The following is a 26,088-nucleotide window of genomic DNA, read 5'->3' on the forward strand; positions in this document are numbered from 1 at the left end:
TCGTACCACCCGCCAGACAGCCGCCCCGGCCCGGACGGGTGCCGGGGCCACATCCGGCAGGGGCTCGCTCCGTCAGGTACCACCCGCCTCGTACCACCCGTCAGAAGCCGCACCGGCCCGGACGCACCCAAAGGCTCGCTCTGGCCGGACATACACCCGCCAGGCCCCGCCCAGGCGGACAGCGGCCCGCGACGTGGACGTGTCGAAGGGTCGGCGGTGAAGTGGCCGGACTCCAGAGCAGCCACCCCCGCCTCTCACACAAAGGGCCCGCACGCCATGTGCGGGCCCCCTGTATGACCACCGTCGCGCTACCCCAGCAGCCCGCCCACCAAGTGGTCCGAGCCTCCCGAGCCGCTGCCGCCGCCTCCTGTGCCGCCCGATGAGCCGCCCGTGGGGCCTGCTGAGCCCGTGCCGCCCGATGAGGAGGGGCCCGCGCTGGTGCTGGGCGCGTGCCCGGAGGGGGACGAGTGGCGGGGTGGGGCCTGGCCCACGCTGCCCTGGGTCTGGCTCGGCTGCCCGCCCGTGACCGAGCCGGTCGCGCCCGCAGTGGTCGGCGTCCTGGCCGTGCTCGACGGCGACGACGTCGTGCCCCGGGTGGTCGGCGGCTGCGAGGCCGAGGGGCTCGCCTTGTGCTGCCGCGCACCCGAGGTCTCGGGCAGCGGGGAACCCGGCAGTTCATTGCGCGGTGCCTCTCCGGGACCGGGCACGACCACGCGGTCCGCGTCCCGCACCGCCCCGCCGAGCAGCGAGCCGACCAGCAGCGTCACCCCGGTCACCAGCCCGGTCACCACCGCGCCCCGGCGCAGCACGTACTGCCGCAGCTCCCAGATACCCGCCCGCGGCCCGAGCCGGCGCCACGCGCTGCCCGCGAGGCGGCCGTCCACGGAGTACACCGGCGCCCCCGCGATGATCAGTGGCGACCAGGCGGCGAGGTAGATGATGTCGGGCGCGTCGTATGTGGGAGTGGTCCGCCAGCTCACCGTCACGATCAGCGCCGCCGACAGCAGCGCCCCGGCCGCGGCCGCGACGCGCTGCCACAGCCCGAGGACGGTCAGCACGCCCACGATCACCTGGAGGAAGGCGATGACCAGGCCCGTGCCGACGGGGTGCTGGAGCGCGAACTCCCGGAGCGGTTCGGCAACTTGCCAGGGGTGCAGGCTGTTGAGCCAGGTGACCATGGTGCCCCGCTTGCCGCCGTCGAAGTAGACGGGGTCGCACAGTTTGCCCATGCCGGCGTAGGCGGAGACGGAACCGAGGAAGATGCGCAACGGCAGCAGCACCACGCCGAGGTTCATCCGGCGCCCGGGGTAGTAGGCGTGCCGTACGTGGTCGCCGCCGTGCCGCCTGCTCCGCGGCCCGTGTTCCAGTTCCTCGATGTGTGCCGCGTCCGCGAACTCGCCGTCCTCGTGCGGCCGTTCCCCGTAAGGCGGTTCGCCGTGGACGTGTTCCCCGTACGGGATGTCGTCGTACGCGCCCCCCACGGTCCGCATCGACGGCAGCAGCCGGGTCTCCCCGCCCAGCGGACCGCGCTGGGCGCCGACGACCGGCGTCGGAAGCGTCTGTGCGGTCAGATGGTCGTCGTAGCCGCCGGTCCCCGCCAGGCCGTCCACCCCGACGCGCGGGATGACCTGGGTGGCGCCCGGGTCGCCGCCGGCCTCCTCGCCGTGCGTGACGCTCGAACGCACGGCCTGCAGCAGCCGGTGCGCGCCGGTGTCGTCGGGCGCCGACCTCCCGCTCCAGACGACGGGCCGGCGGCGACCGGCCCGCGCCGCCGTACCGGTGGCGGGCATGCGCGCGACGTCCTGTGCGCCACCCATCTGCCGGGCGACCCGCAGGGACTGGGCGCGGCGCGCCGACGCACCCAACTGCACGCGGAAACTCGCATGATTGACGATGACCTGCGCCGGGTCGCTCGGCACCTTCACCATGCTCAGCGCGGGAGTGTCGTCGAACCCGGACGACCGGTCCCCCGTGGGTGTGCGGCGTGTTCTGGTCTCCACACTCATCTAACCGAGTGACGTGTGGTTAGGACACTGCTTTGACTCCGCGGATCTGTCCGGACCCCGTCAAGCTCGCCCTGTACGACCGAATTCCCCCGTACGGGCGAGGATGCGAACATCCATCCGCATCCTCCGGCCCGTCGGTGTCACGCGCGTCGGCGGGCCGCCTCGTACAGCACGATCCCCGCCGCCACACCGGCGTTGAGCGACTCGGCGCCGCCCGGCATCGGGATCCGCACCCGCAGGTCGCAGGTCTCGCCGACCAGCCGCGACAGCCCCTTGCCCTCGCTGCCGACGACGATGACGACCGGTCCTTCCAGGGCGTCGAGTTCCCCGAGTTCGACATCGCCGTCGGCCGCGAGCCCGACGACCGTGATGCCGGCCTTCTTGTACGCCTCCAGGGCGCGGGTCAGGTTGGTGGCGCGCGCGACCGGAGTACGGGCGGCCGTACCGGCGGACGTCTTCCACGCGCCGGCGGTCATGCCGGCCGCGCGCCGCTCGGGGACGACGACCCCGTGCCCGCCGAAGGCGGAGACGGAACGGACGACGGCGCCCAGGTTCCGCGGGTCGGTGACCCCGTCGAGCGCGACGATCAGCGGATCCTCGTCCTCGTCGTACGCGGCGTCGGCGAGGTCCTCCGGGTGCGCGTACTCGTACGGCGGGACCTGGAGGACGAGGCCCTGGTGGTTGAGCCCGTTCGTCATCCGGTCCAGCTCGGGGCGCGGCGCCTCCATGAGGTTGATGCCGCCGCGCTCGGCCGCCAGCTGCAGCGCCTCGCGCACGCGCTCGTCGTTGTCGATGAACTGCTGGACGTAGAGCGTGGACGCGGGCACGCCCTCGCGCAGCGCCTCGACGACCGGGTTGCGCCCGACGACCAGCTCGGACGAGGACTTCCCGCCCGTACGACGCTGGGGGCGCCCCTGCGCCCGGCGCGTCTTCGCCTGTGCGGCGCGCTGCTTGGCGTGTCCCTTGCGCATCTCGGCGGGCGGAGTCGGGCCCTTGCCCTCCAGGCCCCGGCGCCGCTTGCCTCCGCTGCCGACCTGCGCGCCCTTCTTGCCGGACATGCGGCGGTTGTTCGCGGCCATGACCTACCTGTCTGTTGAAGCGTGCGTTCGTACGTACGTCCAGTACGTCTCTTACGTCTATGCAGTGTGCCGCCCGGGGGGCCGGGCGGCACAATCGATCATCGGATCGGTGGTGGGCTCAGCGCGGGCCGAGCGTCCAGCGCGGGCCCTGCGGGCTGTCCTCGATGACCAGCCCGGACTGGTTGAGCTGGTCGCGGATGGCGTCCGCGGTGGCCCAGTCCTTGCGGGCGCGGGCCGCCTCCCGCTGCTGGAGCACCATGCCCACCAACGAGTCGACGACACCGTGCAGGTCTTCGCCGCGGTCGCCCTCGCCGACCCACTGCGGATCGAGCGGGTCGAGGCCGAGGACGCCGAGCATGGCGCGGACCTCGGCGAGCCGGGCCACAGCGGCCTCCTTGTCGTCGGCCGCAAGTGCGCTGTTGCCCTGGCGGACGGTGGTGTGCACGACGGCGAGCGCCTGCGGCACGCCCAGGTCGTCGTCCATGGCCTCGGCGAAGGCGGGCGGCACCTCGGCGGCCGGCTCGACGGCACCGCCGGCCTTCTCGACGACGCGCTGCACGAAACCCTCGATGCGCGCGAACGCGGATTCGGCCTCGCGCAGGGCCTCCTCGCTGTACTCGATCATCGAGCGGTAGTGCGGGGTGCCGAGGTAGTAGCGCAGCACGATGGGGCGCCACTGCTTGACCATCTCGGAGACGAGCACCGAGTTCCCCAGGGACTTCGACATCTTCTCGCCGCTCATGGTGACCCAGGCGTTGTGCACCCAGTACCGGGCGAACTCGTCGCCGAAGGCCTTGGCCTGCGCGATCTCGTTCTCGTGGTGCGGGAAGATCAGGTCGAGACCGCCGCCGTGGATGTCGAAGGCGGGGCCCAGGTACTTGTGCGCCATGGCGGAGCACTCCAGGTGCCAGCCGGGGCGGCCGCGTCCCCACGGCGTCTCCCAGCTCGGCTCCCCCGGCTTCTCCGCCTTCCACATGGCGAAGTCGCGCGGGTCCCGCTTGCCGGTCTCCCCGGCGCCGGAGGGCTGCTGGAGGTTCTCCAGCTCCTGGTTGGAGAGCTGGAGGTAGTCCGGGAAGGAGCGCACATCGAAGTAGACGTTGCCGTCGGCCTCGTAGGCGTGCCCGCGCTCGATGAGTCCGCGCATCATCTCGACCATCTCGGTGATGTGGCCGGTGGCGCGCGGCTCGTACGTCGGCGGCAGGCACCCGAGCACGGTGTACCCGTCGTCGAAGGCGCGCTCGTTCTCGTACCCGATGGCCCACCAGGGACGGCCCTGGTCCGCGGACTTCGCGATGATCTTGTCGTCGATGTCGGTGACGTTCCTGACGAAGGTCACCTGGTACCCGCGGTACTCGAACCACCGGCGCATGATGTCGAAGTTGAGGCCCGAGCGGATGTGCCCGATGTGCGGTGCGGCCTGCACGGTGGCGCCACACAGGTAGATCGAGACACAACCCGGCTTGAGCGGGATGAAGTCACGGATCTGCCGGGCGCTGGTGTCGTACAGGCGAATAGTCACGAGTCCAGAGTAGTGGGCCGGGGCCGGTGTCCGGCGCCCAGCCCACCAAGACCGTCACCCGATCATGCGGGCGGCCTGCCCCACCTCGGAACGCCCGGTCCGCCTCGCCTCAGAGCCGCCCCGCCACCTTCCGCGGCACCACCCGTACCACCACTCGGTCCGCGTCCTGCGCCGACGCGGGGTTGAACTCGGCGTACTTCTTCCCCGTGTACTTCAGCGACAGTTCGTCGATCAGTTCCCGGGCGCCTTCCGTGCTCAGCTCCGCGGTGCCACGGATCTCCGCGTACTCGTACGGCGCGTCCGGGTTCAGGACCACCACGCTCACCCGGGGGTCGCGGTCCAGGTTCCGCTTCTTGCGGCGGTCGACCGTCGTGGAGAAGAGGATGTCGTCGCCGTCCCGCTTGACCCACACGGGCGACAGTTGCGGGCTGCCGTCGGGCTGGATCGTGCCGACGACGATGAAGACGGGGCCGTCGAGCAGGCTCTTGAGGCGGTCGGACAGTACGGCGGTCGGCATGGGTGCCTCCGGGACCTCGGTCATGTGTTGCTGGTCACTCTGCCGGTACCCTCGCACGCTCTCGGCACACGCGCACCACGAGTGACCGGCCCGTGCTCAGGACACCCGCACCACCAGTGCGGTCGCCACCGCCATCAGGCCCTCGCCGCGGCCGGGGAAGCCGAGGCCGTCCGTCGTCGCGCCGGAGACCGAGACCGGTGCGCCCGCCGCCTCCGAGAGGATCTTCTGCGCCTCGTCGCGGCGTTTGCCGATCTTCGGGTGGTCCCCGACGACCTGCACGGCGATGTTCCCGATCCGGAACCCCGCCTCGCGCACGATCCGTGCCGCCTCCGTGAGCAGCGTGACTCCGGACGCCCCCGACCACTCGGGCCGCCCGGTGCCGAAGTGCTGCCCCAGGTCGCCGAGGCCGGCCGCCGAGAAGAGCGCGTTGCACGCGGCGTGCGCGACCACGTCCGCGTCGGAGTGGCCCGCGAGGCCGGGCCCCTCGCCCTCCCATTTCAGGCCCGCGCACCACAGCTCGCGCCCCTCCTCGAAGGCGTGGATGTCGGTGCCGATGCCGACCTGGGGCAGCAGCGGCGCCTCAGAAGCCATCGGTGAGCCTCCTGCGCGTCAGGACCGCCTCCGCGAGCACCAGGTCCAGGGGGCGCGTGACCTTGAAGGCCTCCTCGTGGCCGGGCACCACGACGACCGGCAGCCCGAGTTGCTCCACCATGCTCGCGTCGTCCGTGACGTCGTCCGTGACCGTCTCGTGGGCGCGGATCAGCGTCGCGCGGTCGAAGCCCTGCGGGGTCTGCACCGCGCGCAGCCGGGCCCGGTCCGGGGTGGCGACAACCGGTTCCGGTTCGCCGGGCGTGGCGGCCGGCTGGACCTCCTTCACCGTGTCGGCGAGCGGCAGCGCGGGGACGACGGCCGGCGCGCCGTCCCGTACCGCCTCGATCACCGCGTCCACCGTGTCCACCGGCACCAGCGGGCGTGCCGCGTCGTGGACCAGGACGATCCCGTACTCGGGCGGCAGCGCGTCGAGGCCGAGTCGCACGGACTCCTGGCGCGTCTCGCCGCCGGGTACGACCAGGAAGTCCGTTCTCTCCGGCAGCGCGTGCGCGTCGAGCAGCGACTTGACCTCGGCGGCACCGTCGGGCGGGGCCACGACGATGACGAGCGAGACCGCACGGGACGCCGCCATCGCGCGCACGGCGTGGATGAGCATGGGAACGCCACCGAGGGCACGGAGCGCCTTGGGGGCGCCCGGGCCGAGGCGTACGCCGCGGCCTGCGGCCGGAATCACGGCGGCGGTGCGGACGGCGGGGGGCTCGGTGGTCGAAGGGCGCGAATCGTCAGACATCGGTTCCTGTCAGGTTTGTGTGCTCGGCCGGGATGGGTATGGCCACACCGTGCCGGGCGCGACGCCTTGACCGGACCCTTCCGTGACTTCTGGTCGAGCCGACTGCCCGGGCCCGGCACGCCAAGTATCGGGGGTCTTTCGAAGGCACAGGGGTCCGGGCAGGGTTTTCACGTTCCGGCTGTCGCACCTGAGGTTCCGGCCGTGGCGTCACGGCGGGTCCGTCGGGAAGTGACGGGTACGAACATGCCGCAGCGCCCGGCGACATCTACTGCGTCATCGGGCACCGCGGCATCGCGTGTGTGCTGTGCGCCGGTCGGTCCGCCGTGCTCCTGGCCGGGAGCCGAGCGGGCCGTGGCGGGTGTCAGGACGCGAGGACCTCGTCGAGCAGGGCCTCGGCCTTGTCCTCGTTCGTGTTCTCCGCGAGGGCGAGCTCGCTCACCAGGATCTGCCGGGCCTTGGCGAGCATCCGCTTCTCACCGGCGGAGAGTCCGCGCTCACGCTCGCGGCGCCACAGGTCGCGCACGACTTCCGCGACCTTGATGACGTCGCCGGAGGCGAGCTTCTCCAGATTTGCCTTGTAGCGACGGGACCAGTTCGTGGGCTCCTCGGCGTACGGCGCGCGCAGCACCTCGAAGACCCGGTCCAGCCCGTCCTGACCGACCACATCACGCACGCCGACGAACTCCGCATTGTCCGCTGGCACACGCACCGTCAGGTCGCCCTGGGCGACCTTCAGCACCAAGTAGGTCTTGTCCACGCCTTTGATCTGGCGAGTTTCGATGGCCTCGATCAGCGCGGCCCCGTGATGGGGATAGACCACGGTGTCGCCAACCTTGAACGTCATGTGACAGGTACCCCTTCCGTGGCTATCCAGGGTAACACGGAAACCGCGTCTTCTGAATGGCGTTTTCGCAGGTCAGGGCATATCTCGGGGCTTGACAAGCGCGACCGGAACGTGCTTCGAGGGGGGAGGGGGAGAGGGTATTCGCAGGTCGGAGCGGCTGTACGGGCGGGGCGAAACCCGGGCGTCACACACGTCGGAGGGCTTCGAGCACGCCCGGAACGTCCACTTATGTCCACTCTCAAGTGATCGACTTCCGCTACTCCGTTCGGTGTGCGGAGGCGGGTACGAGACGAATCCGGAATTGATCAAGGGCTCCGGCGAGGCGCGCTTGTTGTCCCGGTGATCGATTTCCGGCACCCCCCTCGCATTCCTTACGGGAAATCCCCGGGGCGGGCGAGGAGACGCTTATGTGAATGCTGAACCAGGAGCAGGTCAAAGTGGCAGAAGGGCCGGCAGAGGGGGATGGGGTGAAGGAAGCGTGTCGTCCCGGCGGCGGTGTGCGCCACCGGCCGGCGTGCCGGGCCCGCGGAAGCGAAGTGCCCGGCTTGGGGAGGGTCGGGTGCGGTGGCCCGGGAGCGGCTCGGTAACCTAAGGCCGCTGACAGACACATAGCGCGGCTTTACAAGTCGCCTCGCTCGAGTCAAGGAGTTGCCGCCGCCGTGAGCAGCAGCCTTCGACGCGGCGCCCTCGCCGCCGCCGCCATCGCGTTCTCGATCGCCTCGCTCGCCGCATGCGGCGCCGGCAACGACAGCCAGACGCTCCAGGTCAAGCCGGACAACGCGGCGACCAGCGTCGGAAACATCAAGATCCAGAACGCGCTCGTCATCACCCAGCCCGACCCGGGGTCCACCGGGCCCGCCGTGATCTCCGCGACCATCTTCAACACCGGCCGCACGGACCAGACGCTGGACTCCATCACGGTCGCCGGCACCGGCAAGACCGCCCAGCTCAGCCCCGCCTCGGGCAAGGGCAGCCTGACCATCCCGGCCGGCGGCTCCGTCGTGATCGGCGGCCAGGGCAACGCCTCCGCGGTGCTGCCGAGCAGCCGGGAGGCCGTGCAGGACGGCAACGCGCAGAAGATCACGTTCAGCTTCAGCGAGGCCGGGGACGTGAGCCTGCGGGCGTTCGTGGTCCCGGCCGAGAGCTACTTCAGCAAGTGGGGCCCGAGCAACATCCCGTCGCCGTCGGCCACCAGCTCCGCGTCCCCGTCCACCTCGAAGCCGGGCTCCCCCAAGCCGTCGACGTCGGTGCAGGGTTCCCCGGCCGCGGGCGCCAAGGCAACCGCGTCGGCGACGTCGTCGAAGTCCCCGAGCCACTGACGGACTCCCGGGCACGGACACGAGGGCGGTACCCCGTTGGGGGCGCCGCCCTCCGCCGTAGGGTCCACGCGGGGGTGGGCGCGGCCGATCCTCTCGCCGGGGCGGCGGGCGCCCACGCGCACGAAAGGCGGCACTCCCCGAGGAGTACCGCCCTTCGTTGTGCGATGCCTGCGATGCGTGCGATGCGTGCGACGACGCGTCGTCGGCCACCCGGCCCGGCCCGGCTCGCACCGAGTCGAGCCGGTACGCGCGCGTGCCGTCCGTCCCGGCTCATGGGTTGCGGGCTGCGGGCTGCGGGCTGCGGCTCATCACCCGCTCGTGCGCCTCATGGCTTATGGCTTACGGCTCGAACTTGTAGCCGAGGCCGCGGACCGTCACCAGGTAGCGCGGCGCGCCCGGGTCCGGTTCGATCTTGGCGCGCAGGCGCTTGACGTGGACGTCGAGGGTCTTGGTGTCGCCCACGTAGTCCGCGCCCCAGACCCGGTCGATGAGCTGCATACGGGTCAGCACGCGGCCCGCGTTGCGCAGCAGCATCTCCAGCAGGTCGAACTCCTTCAGCGGCAGGTCGACCTTCGACCCGGAGACCGTGACCACGTGCCGGTCGACGTCCATCCGCACCGGACCGGCCTCCAGCGCGGCCGGCGTCACCTCCTCCGGCTCGCCGCGGCGGCGCAGCACGGCCCGGATCCGGGCGACCAGTTCCCGCGAGGAGAACGGCTTGGTGACGTAGTCGTCGGCCCCTATCTCAAGCCCGACGACCTTGTCGATCTCGCTGTCCTTGGCGGTCACCATGATGACGGGGACGTTGGAGCGGCCGCGCAGCTGGCGGCACACCTCCGTGCCGGGCAGCCCCGGCAGCATCAGGTCGAGGAGGACGAGGTCGGCGCCGTTGCGCTCGAACTCGTCGAGTCCGTCGGGCCCGGTGGTCGCGACGGCGACCTCGAAGCCCTCCTTGCGGAGCATGTACGACAGGGCGTCGGAGAAGGACTCCTCGTCCTCGACGACGAGCACTCGGGTCACGGAAGGACCTCCGGGGCGGGAAGCGGTTCGTACGGGGATGAGACGGTGGGGGTCGTCCCGTCGGGCGGGCCGTCCTCGTCTTCGAGGTCGGCCGGATGGTCGGTCGCACGGTCGCGGGCCACACCCGCCTCCGGCAGCCGCAGGGTGAAGGTGGAGCCCTGGCCCTCGGAGCTCCACACCGTGACCTCCCCGCCGTGCGAGGCGGCCACATGCTTGACGATCGCGAGGCCGAGGCCCGTGCCGCCCGTGGCACGGGAGCGGGCCGGGTCGACGCGGTAGAAGCGCTCGAAGATGCGCTCCTTGTCCTTCTCGGAGATGCCGATGCCCTGGTCGGTCACGGCGATCTCGATCAGGTCGCCGCCGGGCGCGGACACCCGGCGGGCGGCGATGCCGACGCGGGTGCGGGCGGGCGAGTAGTTGACGGCGTTCTCCACGAGGTTGCCGAGGGCGGCGGCGAGCTGCCCGCGGTTGCCCCACACGTGCAGTTCCGCGGTGCCTCCGGCGGCCATGGTGATCTGCTTGGTGGTGGCCGCGTGCCGGCAGCGGTCGATGGCCTCGGCGACCAGTTCGTCCACGCGCACGGGCTCGGCGTCCTCCAGCGGGTCGTCGTTCTGCACCCGGGAGAGGTCGATGAGCTCCTGCACGAGGTTGGTCAGGCGGGTCGCCTCGATCTGCATCCGGCCCGCGAAGCGCTGCACGGCCTCCGGGTCGTCGGAGGCGTCCATCACGGCCTCGGACAGCAGCGACAGGGCGCCCACCGGCGTCTTCAGCTCATGACTGACGTTCGCCACGAAGTCGCGGCGCACCGCCTCTATCCGGCGGGCTTCGGTGAGGTCCTCGACGAGCAGCAGGACCAGCCGGGAGCCGAGCGGTGCCACGCGCGCGGAGACGGCGAGCGCCTCCCCGCGTCCGGTGCCGCGCCGCGGCAGGTCCAGCTCGACCTGGCGTATCTCGCCGTCGCGCCGGGTGTCACGTGCCATCTGGAGCATCGGCTCGACGGAGAGCCTGCCGCCGCGCACGAGTCCGAGCGCGTAGGCCGCCGAGCTGGCCTTGACGACGGCGTCGCCCTCGTCGAGGACGACGGCCGAGGAGCGCAGCACGGACAGCACCGTGTCCACGCCCGGCGGCAGCACGGGGTCGGTGTGCAGGGAAGTGCGGGTGGGGCGCTTCTGGTCGCGCTCGCTCCAGCGGAACGCCAGCATGGCGATGACACCGGTGAGCACCCCGGCGATCGCTGCCGCTGCGGCGACCGCCGCGTTCACGTCCATGCGTCCAGATTAGGCAGGTCCCCGCGCCTGCCCACAGCCATCGGAGTGGGACCTCGAACACTCGTCGCCCAGAGTTCACCTGGGAGCCAGTACTGGTTCATTTGGGGTGGCGGAAACGGTCGCGTTCGGGTCGGAACGTGGGAGCGTGGGGTGCGTAGGGCGCCGTGACCGCCATGTTTTCGCCATGGTCACGTCGGGCCTCGGCCCCCGGCCCCCGGCCCCGGAGCAGACGTAAGAGAGGGACACCCAGATGCGGGACGCGTACCACGAGGAACTTGACTCGATCGGTGACAGCCTGGTCGAGATGGCCCGGCTGGTCGGGTCGGCGATCGGGCGAGCCACGACGGCCATCCTCGACGCCGACCTGAAACTGGCGGAGGCCGTGATCGAGGCCGACAAGAAGATCGACGACCTCCAGCACGACCTGGAGGCACGCGCCATAGCGCTCCTCGCCCGCCAGCAGCCGGTGGCGACGGACCTGCGCATCGTCGTGACGTCGCTGAGGATGAGCGCGGACCTCGAGCGCTCGGGCGACCTCGCCCAGCACGTCGCGAAGCTGGCCCGGCTGCGCTTCCCCGAGCGCGCGGTGCCGCACGACCTGCACGCGACCATCCTGGAGATGGGCCAGCTCGCCCAGCGCCTGATGGCCAAGGCGGCCGAGGTGCTCGTCACCAAGGACGTCGACCTGGCGCTGCAGATGGAGCAGGACGACGACGAGATGGACCTGCTGCACCGCACCCTCTTCCAGCACCTGATCGACGACCGCTGGAAGCACGGCATCGAGACCGCCGTGGACGTGACCCTGCTGGGCCGCTACTACGAGCGCTACGCCGACCACGCGGTCGCGGTGGCCAAGCGGGTGGTGTACCTGGTGACGGGTGAGCACGCGGACGACATCCAGCAGGACATCCAGCCGGTGACGGGCGTCGAGGGCGCGTGACGGGGAGCCCGCAAGGGGCCTGGAGAAGGCCGGCCGAGCGCGTACGAGCCTCCGTGCGCCGTTGATGCGCCCGGCCCAGCGGGCATGCAATGGGCGGAGGCACCAGTCTCGACATCCTTCGAGGAGGGACCCATGGCCGAGACCCCGAGCACGCCCGACCCCACGCAGGAGCGCGAGACCCAGCAGCCCGCCGAGATCAAGAGCCTGCCGTTGGTCGGCGCGTGCGGCTGCGGCTCCGGCTGCGGGTGCGGGTGCCAGTCGGGCGCACCCTGCCAGTGCGGCTGACGGCTCATCGCGAACGACAACGGAAGACGGAGAGCTACGACAAGGGGCCCCGGCGCGCTGCCGGGGCCCCTTTATGTGCCTGGGGCTCCTTTATGCGCCTGCTTATGTGCCTGGGCCCGCGGTTAAGTGCCTGTTTATGCGCTTGGGGTCCCCGGGATGCCCACGATCATGTGCCTGGGGTCCCGGGGATGCCCACGATCATGTGCCTGGGATCCCCGGGATGCCCACGATCATGTGCCTGATGTGCGCGGAGTGCCCGCGAGCACCCGGGCCCCCCTCGAACGGTTGACCGACCCATGGCAACGATTGAGTAAAACAGCCTCCGCGGGAAATGGTGCGCACCCGCACGGCGTTCGACCTCTTGGAGGGTGTTCCGCGCCGTCCGCACAGGCATGACCGCAGCAAGGAGGAACGCCACGTGAGCCAGTACGTCACCAGGCTCGGGCGTCGCTCCCCGGCGACCACCGCGCGGCTCCGGCTGACGCACCGCAGGCCCCGCCGTGTGGCCATGCTCTCCGTGCACACCTCACCGCTGCACCAGCCCGGCACGGGCGACGCCGGCGGCATGAACGTCTACATCGTGGAGCTGGCCCAGCGGCTCGCCGCCCAGGGCATCGAGGTCGAGATCTTCACCCGGGCCACCACGGCCGCTCTCCCCCCGGCCGTCCAGCTCGCCCCCGGCGTGCTCGTCCGGCACGTCGACGCCGGACCGTACGAGGGCCTCGCCAAGGAGGACCTCCCGGCTCAGCTGTGCGCCTTCACGCACGGCGTGATGCAGGCGTGGGCCGGCCACCGCCCCGGCTACTACGACCTGGTGCACTCCCACTACTGGCTCTCCGGCCACGTCGGCTGGCTCGCTGCCCAGCGCTGGGGCGTGCCCCTGGTGCACGCCATGCACACCATGGCGAAGGTCAAGAACGCCAACCTCGCCGAGGGCGACACCCCCGAGCCCGCCGCCCGGGTCATCGGCGAGACGCAGATCGTGGCCGCCGCCGACCGGCTCATCGCCAACACCGCCGAAGAGGCCGACGAACTCGTACACCACTACGCCGCCGACCCCGGCAAGGTGGCCGTCGTCCACCCGGGGGTGAACCTGGAGCGCTTCCGGCCCGCCGACGGCCGGGCCGCCGCCCGGGCCCGCCTCGGGCTGCCCCAGGACGCGCTGGTCCCCCTCTTCGCCGGCCGCATACAGCCCCTCAAGGCGCCCGACGTGCTGCTGCGCGCCGTCGCCGTGCTCCTCGACGAGCGCCCCGAGCTGCGCTCCCGCATCGTCGTGCCCGTCGTGGGCGGCCCGAGCGGCAGCGGCCTCGCCAAGCCGGAGGGTCTGCAGAAGCTCGCCGCCCGGCTGGGCATAGCGGACGTCGTCCGTTTCCGGCCGCCGGTGCGACAGGACCAGCTCGCCGACTGGTTCCGCGCCGCGTCCGTCCTGGTCATGCCGTCGTACAGCGAGTCCTTCGGGCTCGTCGCGATCGAGGCGCAGGCGGTGGGCACGCCGGTCCTGGCGGCCGCGGTCGGCGGACTGCCGGTCGCGGTGCGGGACGGACACACCGGGTTCCTGATCGAGGGGCACGATCCCGCCGCCTACGCGCGCGTACTGCGCGATTTCGCCGACGACCCGCAGCTGTGCGGCCGGATGGGTGAGGCCGCGGCCCGGCACGCCCAGTCGTTCGGCTGGGACACGGCGGCCTCCGCTACGGCCGGGGTGTACACGGAGGCCATGCAGGCCCACCGCCGCCGGGCGCGCGCCCACCACGGCTGACCACTCGCGTACGCTGCCGGGCATGTCCGATGAGCAGCGGGCCGCACAGGTCATCGAAGGGGTCCTGAAGGACGCCGAACTGGAATGGGAGAGCCCGCAGCCGGGCTCGTACGTCGTGAAGCTCCCCGGGACGCGCAAGCTGTCGACGACCGTCTCACTGATCGTCGGCAGGCACTCGCTGTCCCTCAACGCCTTCGTCATCCGGCACCCGGACGAGAACGAGCCCGCGGTGCACCGCTGGCTGCTGGAGCGCAACCTCAAGCTGTACGGGGTGAGTTACGCCGTCGACCCCCTCGGCGACATCTATCTCACCGGCCGGCTGCCGCTGGCCGCGGTCACCCCGGACGAGGTGGACCGGCTGCTCGGGTCGGTGCTGGAGGCGGCGGACGGCAGTTTCAACACCCTTCTGGAGCTGGGTTTCGCCTCCGCGATCCGCAAGGAGTACGCCTGGCGGGTGTCCCGCGGGGAGTCCACCCGCAACCTGGAGGCGTTCAGCCATCTGACCCAGCGTCCCGAGGACTGACCCTCCGGCGGCCAACTCATCTGTACGAGCCTCAGCGGGAGCTGACCCGATAGCGACCGGGAGTCACCCCGACCAGCTTCCTGAAGTGCCGTGTGAAGTGCGCCTGGTCGTAGAAGCCGGTCGCGCCGGCGACCTCCGCCGGCCTCAGGCCCGCCAGCAGCAGACGGCGCGCGCGCTCGACGCGGCGGGACATCAGGTACTGGTGCGGGGCGATGCCGTACGCACCGCTGAACGCCCGTACCAGATGGGCGGGATGGGCGTGGACGAGCCGGGCGGCCTCGTCGAGGGCGATGCCGTCCAGCAGCCGTTCGTCGAGGAGTTCGCGCAGCCGGCGGGCGACGGGGGGATCCCGGCGTACGGGCCCGGGGGCGCGCCGTGGGCGCAGATGGGCGCGCAGCCGCTCCCCGACGAGCGTCAGCCTGCTCTCGGCCTCCAGCTCGTCGCCGGGGTGGGCGAGCGCGGTGTGCAGCTGCCCGACGCGCCGCCGCAGCACCGGATCGCGCAGATCGGGATCGTCCACGGCCGGCCCGATCAGGTCCTCGCCTAGGCGGGTCGCGTCCAGGTACAGAACACGTTTGCGGAAGCCGTGCGGGGTGGCCGGGGAACCGTTGTGCGGCACGTGCGGCGGCAGCAGGGAGACCGTGTCGTGCGGCGTGCCGTGCTCATGCCGGTCCAGGTCGTACCGTACGGCACCGTCGTCGACGATCAGCAGCGTCCACGCCTGGTGCACGTGCATCGGATAGGCGTACTCGGTGAAGTGCGCGTGGAAGACCTCCACGACGCCCGGGACCCGGGGGCGCCAGGCGGTGACTTCCCGCTGCTCAGCCATGCAAAGAACGTACAAGACGCCGTCGCACGGCGGTCGGCAGTCTCGTCCCATGAGCGAGCAGCCCATCCGTTTCGACACCAAGATCGCCGTCCTGCTGCGGGAGGACCTGGAGGCCTGGCAGCGTCTGAACGTCACCGCCTTCCTGGTCAGCGGCCTCGGCACGACGGCCCCCGAGGTCGTCGGGGAACCGTACGAGGACGCCGACGGGGTGCCCTACCTGCCGATGTTCCGCCAGCCGGTACTCGTCTTCGAGGGCACCAAGGAGACGCTGACGTCCGCCCACCGCCGCATCCTGTCCCGCGCCCTGCCACGCGCCGTCTTCACGAGCGACCTGTTCACCACGGGCCACGACGACGCCAACCGGAAGGCGGTGCGCGCCGTACGGACCGACCAACTGGATCTGGTGGGCCTCGCGGTGTACGGACCGCGGAACGCGGTGGACAAGGTGCTGAAGGGAGCGCGGATGCACCCGTGACGTTCGCCAGGGCCTGAGCACGGCGGCGCGGCCACTCCGGTGTCAGGCGGCCTCCACCTCGTGGCTCGGGGCGGCGGAGCCCGCCTCCGGCACCGGCTCCTCCGCCGGCATCCGCCGCATCAGGGCGGCGTAGCCGAGTCCGGCCGCCGTACCCACCGCCGCGCACAGGCCCCACAGCCACTCCGCGCCGAGCCGGTCGATGACGAAGCCGGACAGCAGCGGCGCGACCACGACGACGCCAACCGGAAGGCGGTGCGCGCCGTACGGACCGACCAACTGGATCTGGTGGGCCTCGCGGTGTACGGACCGCGGAACGCGGTGGACAAGGTGCTGAAGGGAGCGCGGATGCACCCGTGACGTTCGCCAGGACCTGAGCACGGCGGCGCGGCCACTCCGGTGTCAGGCGGCCTCCACCTCGTGGCTCGGGGCGGCGGAGCCCGCCTCCGGCACCGGCTCCTCCGCCGGCATCCGCCGCATCAGGGTGGCGTAGCCGAGTCCGGCCGCCGTACCCACCGCCGCGCACAGGCCCCACAGCCACTCCGCGCCGAGCCGGTCGATGACGAAGCCGGACAGCAGCGGCGCGACCAGCGAGGCCACCGACCAGGACAGGGTGTACATGCCCTGGTAGCGGCCGCGCCCGTGGACCGGGGAGAGACGTACCACCAGGCCGGTCTGGGTGGGCGCGTTGACGATCTCCGCCAGTGTCCACACGCACACCGTCAGCGCGAAGACACCGACCGAGCCCGCGAAGGCGGTCAGCCCGAAGCCGTACCCCGCGAGCACGGACGAGACCACCAGCAGCCGGCGCGGATCCCGGTGCTCGATGAAACGGGTGACCGGGATCTGCAGCGCGACGATCAGCACGCCGTTGACGGCGATCGCCATGCCGTAGTCCGCCGGTGAGAACCCGGCCTCGCCCATGGCGACCGGCAGACCGACGGAGCCCTGCTGGAAGACCAGCGCGACGAGGAAGGACAGCCCGACGACACTCATGAAACGGCCGTCCCGCGCGACGGTCCCCAGGCTGACACCGTTCGCCGCCTCCTTGGCGGTGCGGACGGGCCGTGACTCGGGCAGCTTCGCGAAGACGACGACCGCGCAGACCAACGTCATCCCCGCCTCGATCAGGAACCCGGCGAGATAGCTGAACTCGGCGATGAAACCCGCCGCCGTGGAGGAGACCGCGAAGCCGAGGTTGATCGCCCAGTAGTTCAGGGAGAAGGCGCGCACCCGGTCCTCGGGCCGCACGATGTCGGCCATCATCGCCTGCACGGCGGGCCGGGAGGCGTTGCTCGCCATGCCGACGAAGAAGGCGACCACGGCGATGGACACGGGATCCTGCACCAACCCGAGCAGCGCCACGAAGGCAGCGGTCGCCGTCTGCGCGATGAGCAGGGTGGGCCGCCGCCCGAGCCGGTCGGCCATCACACCCCCGCCGAGCGAGGAGACGACACCGCCGAGCCCGTGCAGCGAGGCGACCAGACCGGCGTACGAGGCGGAGTACCCGCGGTCCAGGGTCAGGTAGAGCGCCATGAAGGTGGCGACGAAGCCGCCCAGCCGGTTGACGAGCGTGCTCGTCCACAGCCACCAGAACTCGCGGGGAAGCCCCGAGACGGTCTCGCGGGCGGCGCGTCTGACGGCGGCGATCGACATGAGGGTCCCCCACGGGCATAGGCGCATGTAAGCGGCTCGAACGGTGAGCACAACTTACAAAGGCGGTGCGCGGAGAGGCCACTCAATTAACAGATGCCGTCAACTGTCGTACGGGGCGGGAACCGCCCGCCGGCCGGCTGTCCGCCTGCCGGGCGGGCCGTACGAGGGGGCGAATGCGTGGATTACGCTCTGAGGCATGGCCGACGCACCGTACAAGCTGATCCTCCTCCGCCACGGCGAGAGCGAGTGGAACGCGAAGAACCTGTTCACCGGCTGGGTGGACGTCAACCTCAACGAGAAGGGCGAGAAGGAGGCGGTCCGCGGCGGTGAGCTGCTCAAGGACGCCGGCCTGCTGCCCGACGTGGTCCACACGTCCCTCCAGAAGCGCGCGATCCGCACCGCGCAGCTGGCGCTGGAGGCCGCCGACCGCCACTGGATCCCGGTCCACCGCTCCTGGCGCCTGAACGAGCGCCACTACGGCGCCCTCCAGGGCAAGGACAAGGCGCAGACGCTTCAGGAGTTCGGCGAGGAGCAGTTCATGCTCTGGCGCCGCTCCTACGACGTGCCGCCGCCGCCGCTCGAGGACGGCACGGAGTTCTCCCAGTCGGACGACCCCCGCTACGCGACGATCCCGCCGGAGCTGCGTCCTCGCACGGAGTGCCTGAAGGACGTCGTCGCCCGCATGCTCCCGTACTGGTACGACGGCATCGTCCCGGACCTCCTGGCCGGCCGCACGGTGCTGATCGCGGCCCACGGGAACAGCCTGCGCGCCCTGGTCAAGCACCTCGACGGCATCTCGGACGCCGACATCGCCGGCCTGAACATCCCGACGGGCATCCCGCTCTCCTACGAACTGGACGCCGACTTCAAGCCGATCACCCCCGGCGGCACGTACCTCGACCCGGAGGCGGCCGCGGCGGCGATCGAGGCGGTCAAGAACCAGGGCAAGAAGAAGTAGGGTTTGTGATCATGCCCCCGACCTGCGTCTATGGCGCGGATCGGGGGCGTTTTCACGGCCTGGGCCCACTCTGGGCCCTCAGTGCCCCGGATCTTGGGGTCGCAGTGCTGCGCCAAGAGCCCTCCGGGCACGCTCCCGGCTGCTGGGCATGCGGTGCGCGTATACCTGGAGGGTCAGGCCCGGGTCGGAGTGGCCGAGGTACTCGGCAAGGGCCTTGATGCTCTCCCCGGCGTCCAGCAGGACGGACGCGTACACGTTTCGGGCGGCGGCAAGCCGATGAGTGGCCCTTGTCTTCCCGGGACGACAACGTCGGCCAGCCGCATGGGAGGGAGGGTCGCGGTGTGCTGACGCGCGAACGATAGTGGGCCCGGCCGGCGCCCCGCCGAAGGTGCCCACCGCCCCCAGGCCTACGGTCGAAAGGAGGGGGAGACGATCGGATGCGGCGGTCTGCCGCTGAGCCCACTCGTGGAGAGCGGAAGCGTCGAACCACCACCTCCGCCGTCACCCTCCGTCGATGTCCCGGGGCCCGAGTCGCACGGTGCGCGTCAGGCCGCAGGTGGGTCCTGGGTGCGGACGGCATCGCCGTCGTAGTGCTCTTGGGAATACGGATCCGCGCTTGGTCTTTGAACGCGGTGGCACGGTCGGCGTGGGCCCTCGACGCGCGGCCGGCCTTGCCCTGTCCGACCGAGAAAGTGCGGTGATCACGCAATGCAGGCGGTGCGGTTTCACGAGTACGGCGGGATCGAAGTGCTGCGGGTGGAGGAGGTGGAGCGGCCGGTGCCCGGTCCGGGGCAGGTGCTGGTCGAGGTCCGCGCAGCCGGGATCCAGCCCGGCGAGGCGCACATCCGCACCGGCGCGCTGCACGAACGCTGGCCGGCGACGTTTCCCTCCGGGCAGGGCAGCGATCTGGCCGGCGTCGTGGCGGAGGCCGGCCCGCACGTCCGGGGCTTTGCGGTGGGCGATGAGGTTTTGGGCTTCACTCACAGGCGGGCCAGCCATGCGCAGTTCGTCGTGGTCGACGACGTGCATCTGGTCTCCCGTCCAGCGGGGTTGGCCTGGGAGGTGGCCGGGGCGCTGTACGTGGCGGGCACGACCGCCTACGCCACCGTGTTCGCGGTGGACCCCGGCCCGGACGACACGGTCGTCGTCTCGGGTGCGGCGGGTGGAGTCGGGTCGCTTGCCGTGCAGCTCGCGCGGCGGCGCGGCGCCACGGTGATCGGGCTGGCGAGCGAGCGGAACCACGCTTGGTTAAAGGATCACGGCGTCCTCCCGGTCGAGTACGGGCCAGGTGTGGCCGAGCGGATCCGTCAGGCGTCCGGCGGCAGGGTCGACGCGTTCATCGACACCTTCGGCGACGGCTACGTGGCACTGGCAGTGGAGCTGGGCGTGCGGCCCGAGCGAATCAACACGATCCGCGACTGGCCGGCCGCGGCCGAGGTCGGCGCGCGGACCTACGGGGAAGGGGCGGCGGCGTGTGCGGTCGTGCTCGGGGAGCTGGCCCGGCTTGCCGCGCGCGGGCAGTTGGAGGTGCCGATCGCCCGCACCTATCCGCTGGAACAGGTTCGAGACGCCTTCCGCGAGCTGGAACAGCAGCACACCCACGGCAAGATCGTGCTCCGGCCCTAGCTCGGCTGCCCAACACCCGCGCGACCCAACGCCCCCACGAACAAGCCCCCTACCTGCGGTTCTCCGCGAGTAGGGGGCTTTTCTGCGCGCCGCGAGCAGGACCGGTCCGGCCCGAGATGTGCGGGCCTCGCATCGACGACGGTCTCGTCCCCGGGCTCTACGCCGTGCGCAATCCCGAGAAGCTGTCGTACATGCGGCGGGAGACCACCCTGCGCCGATGAGCGGGGCGGCCCGGGTTTCCGCACCCGGGCCGCCCCGCCGTCCGCCGAGCCGGGCGGCCGGCACCGTGGCGTCAGCCGCGGCGGCTCGCCCAGGCGAGTGCCTGCACGAAGCGCAGGGCGTCCACCGTGCCCACGCCGGTGGCCATGTCGTAGCCGTTGACGGCCTTGTAGCCGGTGACGCCTTGGTAGCTGTTGTCGGTGCCGTCGTTGACGTCGACGATGCCGGTGCCCTTGTGCTTGGACAGGGCGTACAGCGCCTCGTTGATGTTGCCCACCCGGTGGCCGGCCGCCTGGTCGGCGAGGGCGACGATGCCGGAGAAGAGCGGGCTGGCCTCGCTGGTGCCGCCGGAGACGTCCCAGCCGGTGGCCGTCGGGTCGTAGCTGGAGTAGACCCAGGCGCCGCCGTTGACCGCGGCGGCCATCGAGATGTCCGGGGTGCCGCGGCGGGTGCCGACGACGTTCTTGACGCCGTTCTGGAAGGCGGGGCGGGGGAAGACGTGCGACTGGCCGCCGCCGCCCGCGCCGTGGTCGTTGTAGACGCTGTCCGGCTTGACGCGCTGTCCCTTGTCGTTCAGGTGGAGCTGGGTGCCGCCGATGGAGGTGACCAGCGGGTCCGAGGACGGCCAGGAGTTGACGCGCTCCTTGTAGTAGGTCTTGCCGTCCGCCTGGAGGTCCGTGGCGCCGCCGTCGCCGGAGGAGGCGAGGACCGTCACGTGCTTGCGGTTCGCGTCCTGGAAGGCGTAGCGCAGGTTCTTGATGCTGGAGAAGTCGCCCTTGTCGAAACCGGGGAACGTGTTCTCGGTGGCGCCGAAGCTCTGGCTGATGACGTCGCCGACGCCGTGGTCGACCAGGTACTTCTCGGCGTCCATCATCTCCGGGAGGCCGGTGGTGCCCTCGGTCTCGGAGACGGCCGTCTCCACCAGGACGATCTTGGCGTCGGGCGCCACGGCGTGGGCCATCTCGACGTCCAGGGACGTCTCGCCGGCCCAGCCGGTCATGTCCGAGTTCTTCGGGTCGAAGGGGGGCACCTTGCCCCACTTGACCACCTTGATCTTGGTGCTGGGCAGGCCGAACTGCTTGCTGTAGACGTCGAGGTCGTGCTGGACCGTCGGGGACCCGAACGAGTCGACGATGACGATGGTGCGGCCCTTGCCCGTGACGCCCTTGCGGTACAGCGCGTTGAGGTTGTACGCGGTGCGGTACTGGAGCGGGTTGTAGCAGGCGATGTGCCACTTGGCCTGGCACTGCTCGCTGGAGAGCGGGCTGGCCACACCATGGACGAGCGTGCGCCCGACGATGGCCGGAACCGCCTTGGTGTGCGGTACGGCGGCGGGCGCAGCGGTGGTGACGCCGGCCGGCAGAGCGGTCGCCAGCGCGGCGACGGCGAGGGCGGCGGTGGCGGCCGTGGAAGCCGCGACACCCCGCCCGGTACGGGCTATGTGCATGAATCCCCCTGAGTGGTCCGGAGTCGCACGAAGTGGTCTCCGCACATCCCATCCAGTGAGTCATGCACAGGACAAGATCGTTGAACCGTAGATGCCGAATCCTTTACCGGTCGGGGGGACAGCCGTGACCGAGTCAGCCGCCGTGCGGAGGGGTGAGGCGACGGTGCCGGCCGCCCAGGGTTTCCAGGAGGGCTCCCAGGGCCAGGGACTGGACCAGGGCGGAGACGATGATTCCGGCGGTGACGAGCCATGTGGGCATCTCGCCGTCCCACAGCGCCCAGTCGGCCGCCGGCACGACGAAGAACACGGGGACGGTGAGGAACATCGGCCACACCCAGACCAAACCGTCCGGGTACTGCGCCCACAGCGGTTCGGTCGCGGCGGTCCCGACGGCAGCGGCGACCAGAGTGAGGTAGACCGCCGAGACGGGGTTGGCGAAGGCGGGGTTGGCGAAGGTCAGGCGTGCGAGGGTGCGTACGCGGCTGCGCGTCCGGCGGGCATTCACCGGAACTCCCCGTGGATCGTCGTCTGCTTCCCGGGGTCCGCGGGGGCCGGGGGTCGTGTCGTGAGTACCCGTACTCAGCTCGCTGCCGCTCCGCACCGAGCTCGGTATGCGCTCACCGCGCCAGAGTTGTCCACAGGACGGTCCGGCGATCTGCCCGGCCCCTTACTCTCGAAGGCATGTCAACCCGCGTCGCGTCCCGCCCCGTGGGTACGGTGACGCGCGGGACCACCAATCCGAATCGGCTGCGCCGGATGGATCGCTGGATCACAGCGGTCCACGGGGCCGAGCTTCGTCGTGCGGCGGAGCCCGTGGCCGTCGACCTCGGGTACGGGGCCGCGCCCTGGACCGCGGTCGAGCTGCTGCGACGGCTGCGTACCGCCGCGCCCCGTACCCGGGTCGTGGGGGTGGAGATCGAGCCCGCCCGGGTCGCGGCCGCGCTGCCGTACGCCCGCGAGGGGCTGGTCTTCCGGCACGGTGGCTTCGAGGTGCCCGTGCCGGGGCGCCCGTCGCTCATCCGGGCGGCGAACGTGCTGCGGCAGTACGAGGAGGACGAGGTCGGCGCCGTCTGGGAGCGGCTGTGCGCCCGGCTGGCCCCCGCCGACCCGGTGTCCGGCTCCCGCGGCGGGCTGCTCGTCGAGGGTACGTGCGACGAGATCGGCCGGCGCCATGTGTGGGTCGCCCTCGGCCCCGAGGGCCCGCGCACCGTGACGTTCGCCACTCGGCTCGGTTCTCTCGACCGGCCGTCCGACCTGGCCGAGCGGCTGCCGAAGGCGCTCATCCACCGCAACATCCCCGGCGAGCCCGTGCACGCCTTCCTGCGCGACTTCGACCGCGCCTGGGCCGCCGCCGCCCCCTACGCCGCATACGGCGCACGCCAGCGCTGGATACGCACCGTCCGCCTGCTGAAGGCGGACTGGCCGGTCACCGACGGCCCGGCGCGCTGGCGCCAGGGGGAAGTCACCGTGGCCTGGGGGGCCTTGGCGCCCCGCACCTGACCCCGTCCGACCTGCGGGGAACGATCTTCCCGAGTCCTTCGTCACACTCGCGGGAAGATCGCCGTACGCGGGCCGGTGGCAGGGGAGGGAGATCGTCGTACGAGGTGCGGCAGGTGGGGGAGTTTTTTGCGCGGTTAAGTCCCGCCTCTGTCACTTTGCGCTCCGGCGTGGCACGATCCCCAGACGTCTCGTAGGTTACTGACGGTAAATCAGCTTTGGGGGCGAAGTATGGGATCCGGGAAGCGGACCCTGATCACGGCGGCCATCGCTCTGGTCTGCACGGTCACCGTGTTGGGCACACCGGGCGCGGCGTACGCGAGCCCGGAGCGGCCGACCCCGAGACCCACCACGTCCGACAGCTCGGCCGCGGCCACGGCGTCGGCCTCCGACCAGGATCTCGAGGCGGTCCGTAGAAAACTGGACGCGCTGTACCACGACACGGCGGTCGCCACCGACGCCTACAACGCGGCCGAGGAGAAGGCCGAGAAGCAGTCGGCGCAGATCGTCCGGCTGGCCCGGGAGATCGTCAAGGGCCGGGAGAGGCTGGCCGAGTTGAAGGACCGCGCGGGCGCCGCGGCCCGCGCCCAGTACCGCGGCGGCGGCCTGCCGCCCCAGATGCGGCTCTGGCTGAGCCGCGACCCCCAGGAGTTCCTGGACGACGCGGGCACCCTCCGCCAGGGCGAGCACGCGACCACGGGGCTGATCGCCGAGCTGACGCGTACGCAACAGGACTTGAGGCAGTACGCGAGCGACGCCGCCGACGAGTGGAAGAGGCTCGACGCCAACCGCAAGGCCAAGGCCGAGGCCAAGAAGGAGATCGAGAAGCAGATCGCCGCCGCCGAGGAGTTGCAGTCCCGGCTGAAGAAGCAGGAGCGGGAGCGGCTGCAGAAGCTGGAGGACCAGGCCGCCTACCAGGCGCAGACCGCCTGGCTCGACTCCGGGATACTGAAGGAGATTCGCAGCAAAGCGTCCGAAGAGGGGCAAAAAGCCGTACGGTTCGCGACCGATCAGATCGGCAAACCGTATGTATGGGGAGCGGAAGGGCCGAAATCGTACGACTGCTCGGGGCTGACATCCCAGGCCTGGGCGGCGGCCGGCGACCCCATCCCCCGTACCTCGCAGGAGCAGTGGAAGCAGCTCAAACACGTGGACATCAAGGACATGCGCCCCGGAGACCTGATCATCTACTTCTCCGACGCCAGCCACGTGGCGATGTACATCGGCGACGGCGCGATCGTCCACGCCCCGCGCCCGGGGCGGACGGTGACGATCGCGGGGGCCGGGTCCATGCCGATCCTCGGGGTGGTGCGACCGGACGCGGGCTGAAGCGGACGCCCGCAAAGGGACCGGACGCCGACTGAGAGACGTGTCATGACGTGACCCGTCCCACGTGACCCGGCCCACCCCCTCTCCGGTCGAAACCTACGCGCGACGTGACATTCGTCATCCTTGCCGGGAAAGACCGGTGTCCAACTGCGGTAGGGGATGCGGCATATGACGATGGCCGGTTGCACCACCCCACCCTGCCGGGCATTCCATTGCGGCCTCTGCTACCGCTATGGTCCCCGTCGGTGGGTCGAGTCCCTCGTCCCGCCGTGCCCTCGGGGGGAGGGAAGGAACCCAAGACGATGCCCGTACCCGTGCCGCGGCCCCGAGCGATCCCGGCCGTGGAGGGTGGTCAGGCTCAAGCCGCGTCCCTGCCCGGCGCTCAGACCGCTCAGACCGCACAGGGGCCGTCCGCCCGTGCCAAGGCCCAGAACGACACGCTCACCCTGCTCGTGATCGAGGACGATCCCGCCGGTTCGCCGATCGTGCCCGAGATGCTCGACTCGGCAGGCCGCCCCATACGGCTGCGCACCGCCCGCAACCTCACCGAGGCCGAGCGGCTGCTCACCGACGACGTCCACTGCATCCTGCTGGACCTCGCGCTGCCCGCCCCCGGCCGTGCCGCCGAGGAGGACGACGAGCTGGCCGTGCTGCGGCACGTGCTGCAGCTCGCGCCCCGCCACGCCGTGCTCGCCCTCACCGCCTCCGGTGACGCCGAGCGCGGTGCCGAGGCCGTGCGCGTGGGTGCCCAGGACTATCTGTTCCGTGAGGAGCTGGACGGGCGACTGCTGAGCCGTGCCATCCGGTACGCGGTCGAGCGCAAGCGGTCGGACACGGCCGAGCGCCGGCTGACCGAGTCCAAGCTGCGCGCCCAGGAGAACGCCCGCCTGGAGCGCGGCCTGCTGCCCACGCCGCTGCTCGACGGGTCCTCGCTGCGGTTCGCCGCCCGCTACCGGCCCGGCCGTTCGCGCGCCCTGCTCGGCGGTGACTTCTACGACACGGTGCGTACACCCGACGGCACGGTGCACGCGATGATCGGCGACGTCTGCGGGCACGGCCCGGACGAGGCGGCGCTCGGCGTGGAGCTGCGCATCGCCTGGCGCGCGCTGACGCTGGCGGGGCTGTGCGGGGACGAGCTGCTGTCCACGCTGCAGCAGGTCCTGGAGCACGAGCGGGACAACGACGAGATCTTCGCCACACTGTGCACGGTGGACATCGCGCCGGACGGCCGTCGCGCCGGGCTGTGCCTGGCCGGCCACCCGGCCCCGCTGATCGCCCGCCCCAACCGGCCGGCCGAACTGCTGCCGTACGACAACAACGGCCCCGCGCTCGGCCTGCTGCCCGGCGCGCGCTGGCCGCGGATGCAGGTGGAGCTGGGACCGGTCTGGAGCCTGATGCTCTACACCGACGGGCTGATCGAGGGCCGGGTCGGGCAGGACGGGGAGCGCCTGGGCCAGGACGGCATGGTGGAACTCGTCCGCCGCCGACTGGCCGAGGGCCTGAGGGGCGAGGAACTGCTGCGCGCGACCGTCAACGAGGTGCGCGACCTCAACGGAGGGGAACTGACGGACGACGTGGCGGTGGTCCTGCTCGACCGGGCGCCGTGACCCACGGCGGACCGGACCGGCCCGCGG

The 26,088-nt window shown here is 71.4% G+C and carries 25 protein-coding genes and 3 pseudogenes; 13 read left to right on the plus strand and 15 right to left on the minus strand.

What is annotated here, in order from left to right; genetic code table 11:
• Positions 1-308: 308 nt before the first annotated feature.
• The 7 genes from ACFYZJ_RS26650 to ACFYZJ_RS26680 all read right to left on the minus strand — a co-directional run bounded on the left by ACFYZJ_RS26650 (position 309) and on the right by ACFYZJ_RS26680 (position 7,307).
• Entirely contained in the window at positions 309-2,006 is a 1,698-nt protein-coding gene (locus tag ACFYZJ_RS26650; RefSeq protein WP_388571929.1) for a DoxX family protein, read from the minus strand.
• 140 nt (positions 2,007-2,146) lie between these two features.
• The gene (gene rlmB / locus ACFYZJ_RS26655) at positions 2,147-3,085 is read right to left on the minus strand and encodes a 23S rRNA (guanosine(2251)-2'-O)-methyltransferase RlmB (protein WP_388571930.1); all 939 of its coding nucleotides are present in this window, start codon (positions 3,083-3,085) and stop codon (positions 2,147-2,149) included.
• Positions 3,086-3,203: 118 nt separating this feature from the next.
• Complete coding sequence (gene cysS / locus ACFYZJ_RS26660; RefSeq protein WP_388571932.1) at positions 3,204-4,604, minus strand: cysteine--tRNA ligase; 1,401 nt, start codon at positions 4,602-4,604, stop codon at positions 3,204-3,206.
• A 109-nt stretch (positions 4,605-4,713) separates the two neighbouring features.
• Entirely contained in the window at positions 4,714-5,121 is a 408-nt protein-coding gene (locus ACFYZJ_RS26665) for a PPOX class F420-dependent oxidoreductase (RefSeq protein WP_388571934.1), read from the minus strand.
• Between the two features lie 96 nt (positions 5,122-5,217).
• Positions 5,218-5,712: a 2-C-methyl-D-erythritol 2,4-cyclodiphosphate synthase gene (gene ispF, locus ACFYZJ_RS26670; RefSeq protein WP_388571935.1), complete on the minus strand. Its 495-nt coding sequence runs from the start codon at positions 5,710-5,712 to the stop codon at positions 5,218-5,220.
• Positions 5,702-6,463 (minus strand): 2-C-methyl-D-erythritol 4-phosphate cytidylyltransferase, encoded by a 762-nt coding sequence (ispD, locus tag ACFYZJ_RS26675; protein ID WP_388571937.1) that lies wholly within the window; start codon positions 6,461-6,463, stop codon positions 5,702-5,704. The genes ispF and ispD overlap by 11 nt, the downstream gene beginning before the upstream one ends.
• A gap of 361 nt (positions 6,464-6,824) precedes the next feature.
• Positions 6,825-7,307 (minus strand): CarD family transcriptional regulator, encoded by a 483-nt coding sequence (locus tag ACFYZJ_RS26680; protein ID WP_003953493.1) that lies wholly within the window; start codon positions 7,305-7,307, stop codon positions 6,825-6,827.
• Positions 7,308-7,966: 659 nt separating this feature from the next.
• On the opposite strand from ACFYZJ_RS26680, the gene ACFYZJ_RS26685 reads away from it, so the two are divergent.
• Positions 7,967-8,626, plus strand: a complete 660-nt coding sequence (locus ACFYZJ_RS26685; RefSeq protein WP_388571938.1) for a DUF461 domain-containing protein — start codon at positions 7,967-7,969, stop codon at positions 8,624-8,626.
• A gap of 339 nt (positions 8,627-8,965) precedes the next feature.
• On the opposite strand, the gene ACFYZJ_RS26690 is transcribed toward ACFYZJ_RS26685, so the two are convergent.
• Positions 8,966-9,646, minus strand: coding sequence for a response regulator transcription factor (locus tag ACFYZJ_RS26690; protein WP_015659563.1), 681 nt, complete (start codon positions 9,644-9,646; stop codon positions 8,966-8,968).
• On the minus strand, positions 9,643-10,914 hold the full coding sequence (locus tag ACFYZJ_RS26695) for a sensor histidine kinase (protein ID WP_388571940.1): 1,272 nt from the start codon (positions 10,912-10,914) through the stop codon (positions 9,643-9,645). The genes ACFYZJ_RS26690 and ACFYZJ_RS26695 overlap by 4 nt, the downstream gene beginning before the upstream one ends.
• A 250-nt stretch (positions 10,915-11,164) precedes the next feature.
• Here ACFYZJ_RS26695 and phoU point away from each other — a divergent pair, with 250 nt between their 5' ends.
• From phoU to ACFYZJ_RS26715, 4 genes are all read left to right on the plus strand, one after another.
• Complete coding sequence (gene phoU, locus ACFYZJ_RS26700) at positions 11,165-11,854, plus strand: phosphate signaling complex protein PhoU (protein WP_388571942.1); 690 nt, start codon at positions 11,165-11,167, stop codon at positions 11,852-11,854.
• Between the two features lie 132 nt (positions 11,855-11,986).
• Positions 11,987-12,139: a hypothetical protein gene (locus ACFYZJ_RS26705; RefSeq protein WP_388571943.1), complete on the plus strand. Its 153-nt coding sequence runs from the start codon at positions 11,987-11,989 to the stop codon at positions 12,137-12,139.
• 418 nt (positions 12,140-12,557) lie between these two features.
• Positions 12,558-13,898 (plus strand): D-inositol-3-phosphate glycosyltransferase, encoded by a 1,341-nt coding sequence (mshA, locus tag ACFYZJ_RS26710; protein WP_388571945.1) that lies wholly within the window; start codon positions 12,558-12,560, stop codon positions 13,896-13,898.
• 22 nt (positions 13,899-13,920) lie between these two features.
• Complete coding sequence (locus tag ACFYZJ_RS26715; protein WP_388571947.1) at positions 13,921-14,421, plus strand: YbjN domain-containing protein; 501 nt, start codon at positions 13,921-13,923, stop codon at positions 14,419-14,421.
• A 31-nt stretch (positions 14,422-14,452) separates the two neighbouring features.
• Here the strand turns inward: ACFYZJ_RS26715 and ACFYZJ_RS26720 are convergent, their stop codons facing one another.
• Positions 14,453-15,250, minus strand: a complete 798-nt coding sequence (locus tag ACFYZJ_RS26720) for an AraC family transcriptional regulator (RefSeq protein WP_388571948.1) — start codon at positions 15,248-15,250, stop codon at positions 14,453-14,455.
• Positions 15,251-15,299: 49 nt separating this feature from the next.
• Here ACFYZJ_RS26720 and ACFYZJ_RS26725 point away from each other — a divergent pair, with 49 nt between their 5' ends.
• Complete coding sequence (locus ACFYZJ_RS26725) at positions 15,300-15,725, plus strand: DUF2000 family protein (RefSeq protein WP_388571950.1); 426 nt, start codon at positions 15,300-15,302, stop codon at positions 15,723-15,725.
• A 42-nt stretch (positions 15,726-15,767) separates the two neighbouring features.
• On the opposite strand, the gene ACFYZJ_RS26730 is transcribed toward ACFYZJ_RS26725, so the two are convergent.
• Positions 15,768-15,956, minus strand: a complete 189-nt coding sequence (locus ACFYZJ_RS26730; RefSeq protein ID WP_388572128.1) for a hypothetical protein — start codon at positions 15,954-15,956, stop codon at positions 15,768-15,770.
• On the opposite strand from ACFYZJ_RS26730, the pseudogene ACFYZJ_RS26735 reads away from it, so the two are divergent.
• A pseudogene (locus ACFYZJ_RS26735) lies at positions 15,957-16,082 on the plus strand (DUF2000 family protein); the annotation flags it as partial. It abuts the gene before it with no gap.
• Between the two features lie 42 nt (positions 16,083-16,124).
• Here ACFYZJ_RS26735 and ACFYZJ_RS26740 read toward each other — a convergent pair.
• Positions 16,125-17,378 carry an MDR family MFS transporter gene (locus ACFYZJ_RS26740; protein ID WP_388571952.1) on the minus strand — a complete coding sequence of 418 codons (1,254 nt, stop codon included), beginning with the start codon at positions 17,376-17,378 and terminating at the stop codon, positions 16,125-16,127.
• 196 nt (positions 17,379-17,574) lie between these two features.
• Here ACFYZJ_RS26740 and ACFYZJ_RS26745 point away from each other — a divergent pair, with 196 nt between their 5' ends.
• Positions 17,575-18,336 (plus strand): phosphoglyceromutase, encoded by a 762-nt coding sequence (locus ACFYZJ_RS26745; protein WP_388571954.1) that lies wholly within the window; start codon positions 17,575-17,577, stop codon positions 18,334-18,336.
• Between the two features lie 78 nt (positions 18,337-18,414).
• On the opposite strand, the pseudogene ACFYZJ_RS26750 reads toward ACFYZJ_RS26745, so the two are convergent.
• Positions 18,415-18,597: pseudogene (locus tag ACFYZJ_RS26750) on the minus strand (site-specific integrase); the annotation flags it as partial.
• Positions 18,598-19,044: 447 nt separating this feature from the next.
• Here ACFYZJ_RS26750 and ACFYZJ_RS26755 point away from each other — a divergent pair.
• Both ACFYZJ_RS26755 and ACFYZJ_RS26760 read left to right on the plus strand, forming a co-directional pair.
• Complete coding sequence (locus ACFYZJ_RS26755) at positions 19,045-19,962, plus strand: NADP-dependent oxidoreductase (RefSeq protein WP_388571956.1); 918 nt, start codon at positions 19,045-19,047, stop codon at positions 19,960-19,962.
• Positions 19,963-20,090: 128 nt separating this feature from the next.
• A pseudogene (locus tag ACFYZJ_RS26760) lies at positions 20,091-20,183 on the plus strand (RNA polymerase subunit sigma-24); the annotation flags it as partial.
• A 71-nt stretch (positions 20,184-20,254) separates the two neighbouring features.
• Here ACFYZJ_RS26760 and ACFYZJ_RS26765 read toward each other — a convergent pair.
• Both ACFYZJ_RS26765 and ACFYZJ_RS26770 read right to left on the minus strand, forming a co-directional pair.
• Entirely contained in the window at positions 20,255-21,628 is a 1,374-nt protein-coding gene (locus ACFYZJ_RS26765; protein ID WP_388571958.1) for a S8 family serine peptidase, read from the minus strand.
• Between the two features lie 133 nt (positions 21,629-21,761).
• Positions 21,762-22,133, minus strand: a complete 372-nt coding sequence (locus tag ACFYZJ_RS26770) for an SCO4225 family membrane protein (RefSeq protein WP_388571959.1) — start codon at positions 22,131-22,133, stop codon at positions 21,762-21,764.
• A 176-nt stretch (positions 22,134-22,309) separates the two neighbouring features.
• Here ACFYZJ_RS26770 and ACFYZJ_RS26775 point away from each other — a divergent pair, with 176 nt between their 5' ends.
• The 3 genes from ACFYZJ_RS26775 (at position 22,310) to ACFYZJ_RS26785 (ending at position 26,061) form a co-directional block, all read left to right on the plus strand.
• The gene (locus ACFYZJ_RS26775) at positions 22,310-23,128 is read left to right on the plus strand and encodes a class I SAM-dependent methyltransferase (RefSeq protein ID WP_388571961.1); all 819 of its coding nucleotides are present in this window, start codon (positions 22,310-22,312) and stop codon (positions 23,126-23,128) included.
• 228 nt (positions 23,129-23,356) lie between these two features.
• Positions 23,357-24,454, plus strand: a complete 1,098-nt coding sequence (locus ACFYZJ_RS26780) for an NlpC/P60 family protein (protein WP_388571962.1) — start codon at positions 23,357-23,359, stop codon at positions 24,452-24,454.
• A 302-nt stretch (positions 24,455-24,756) separates the two neighbouring features.
• Positions 24,757-26,061, plus strand: a complete 1,305-nt coding sequence (locus ACFYZJ_RS26785) for a PP2C family protein-serine/threonine phosphatase (protein ID WP_388571963.1) — start codon at positions 24,757-24,759, stop codon at positions 26,059-26,061.
• Positions 26,062-26,088 lie beyond the last annotated feature (27 nt).

It is taken from the genome of Streptomyces sp. NPDC001848 (assembly GCF_042891915.1).
Classification (GTDB): Bacteria; Actinomycetota; Actinomycetes; order Streptomycetales; family Streptomycetaceae; genus Streptomyces.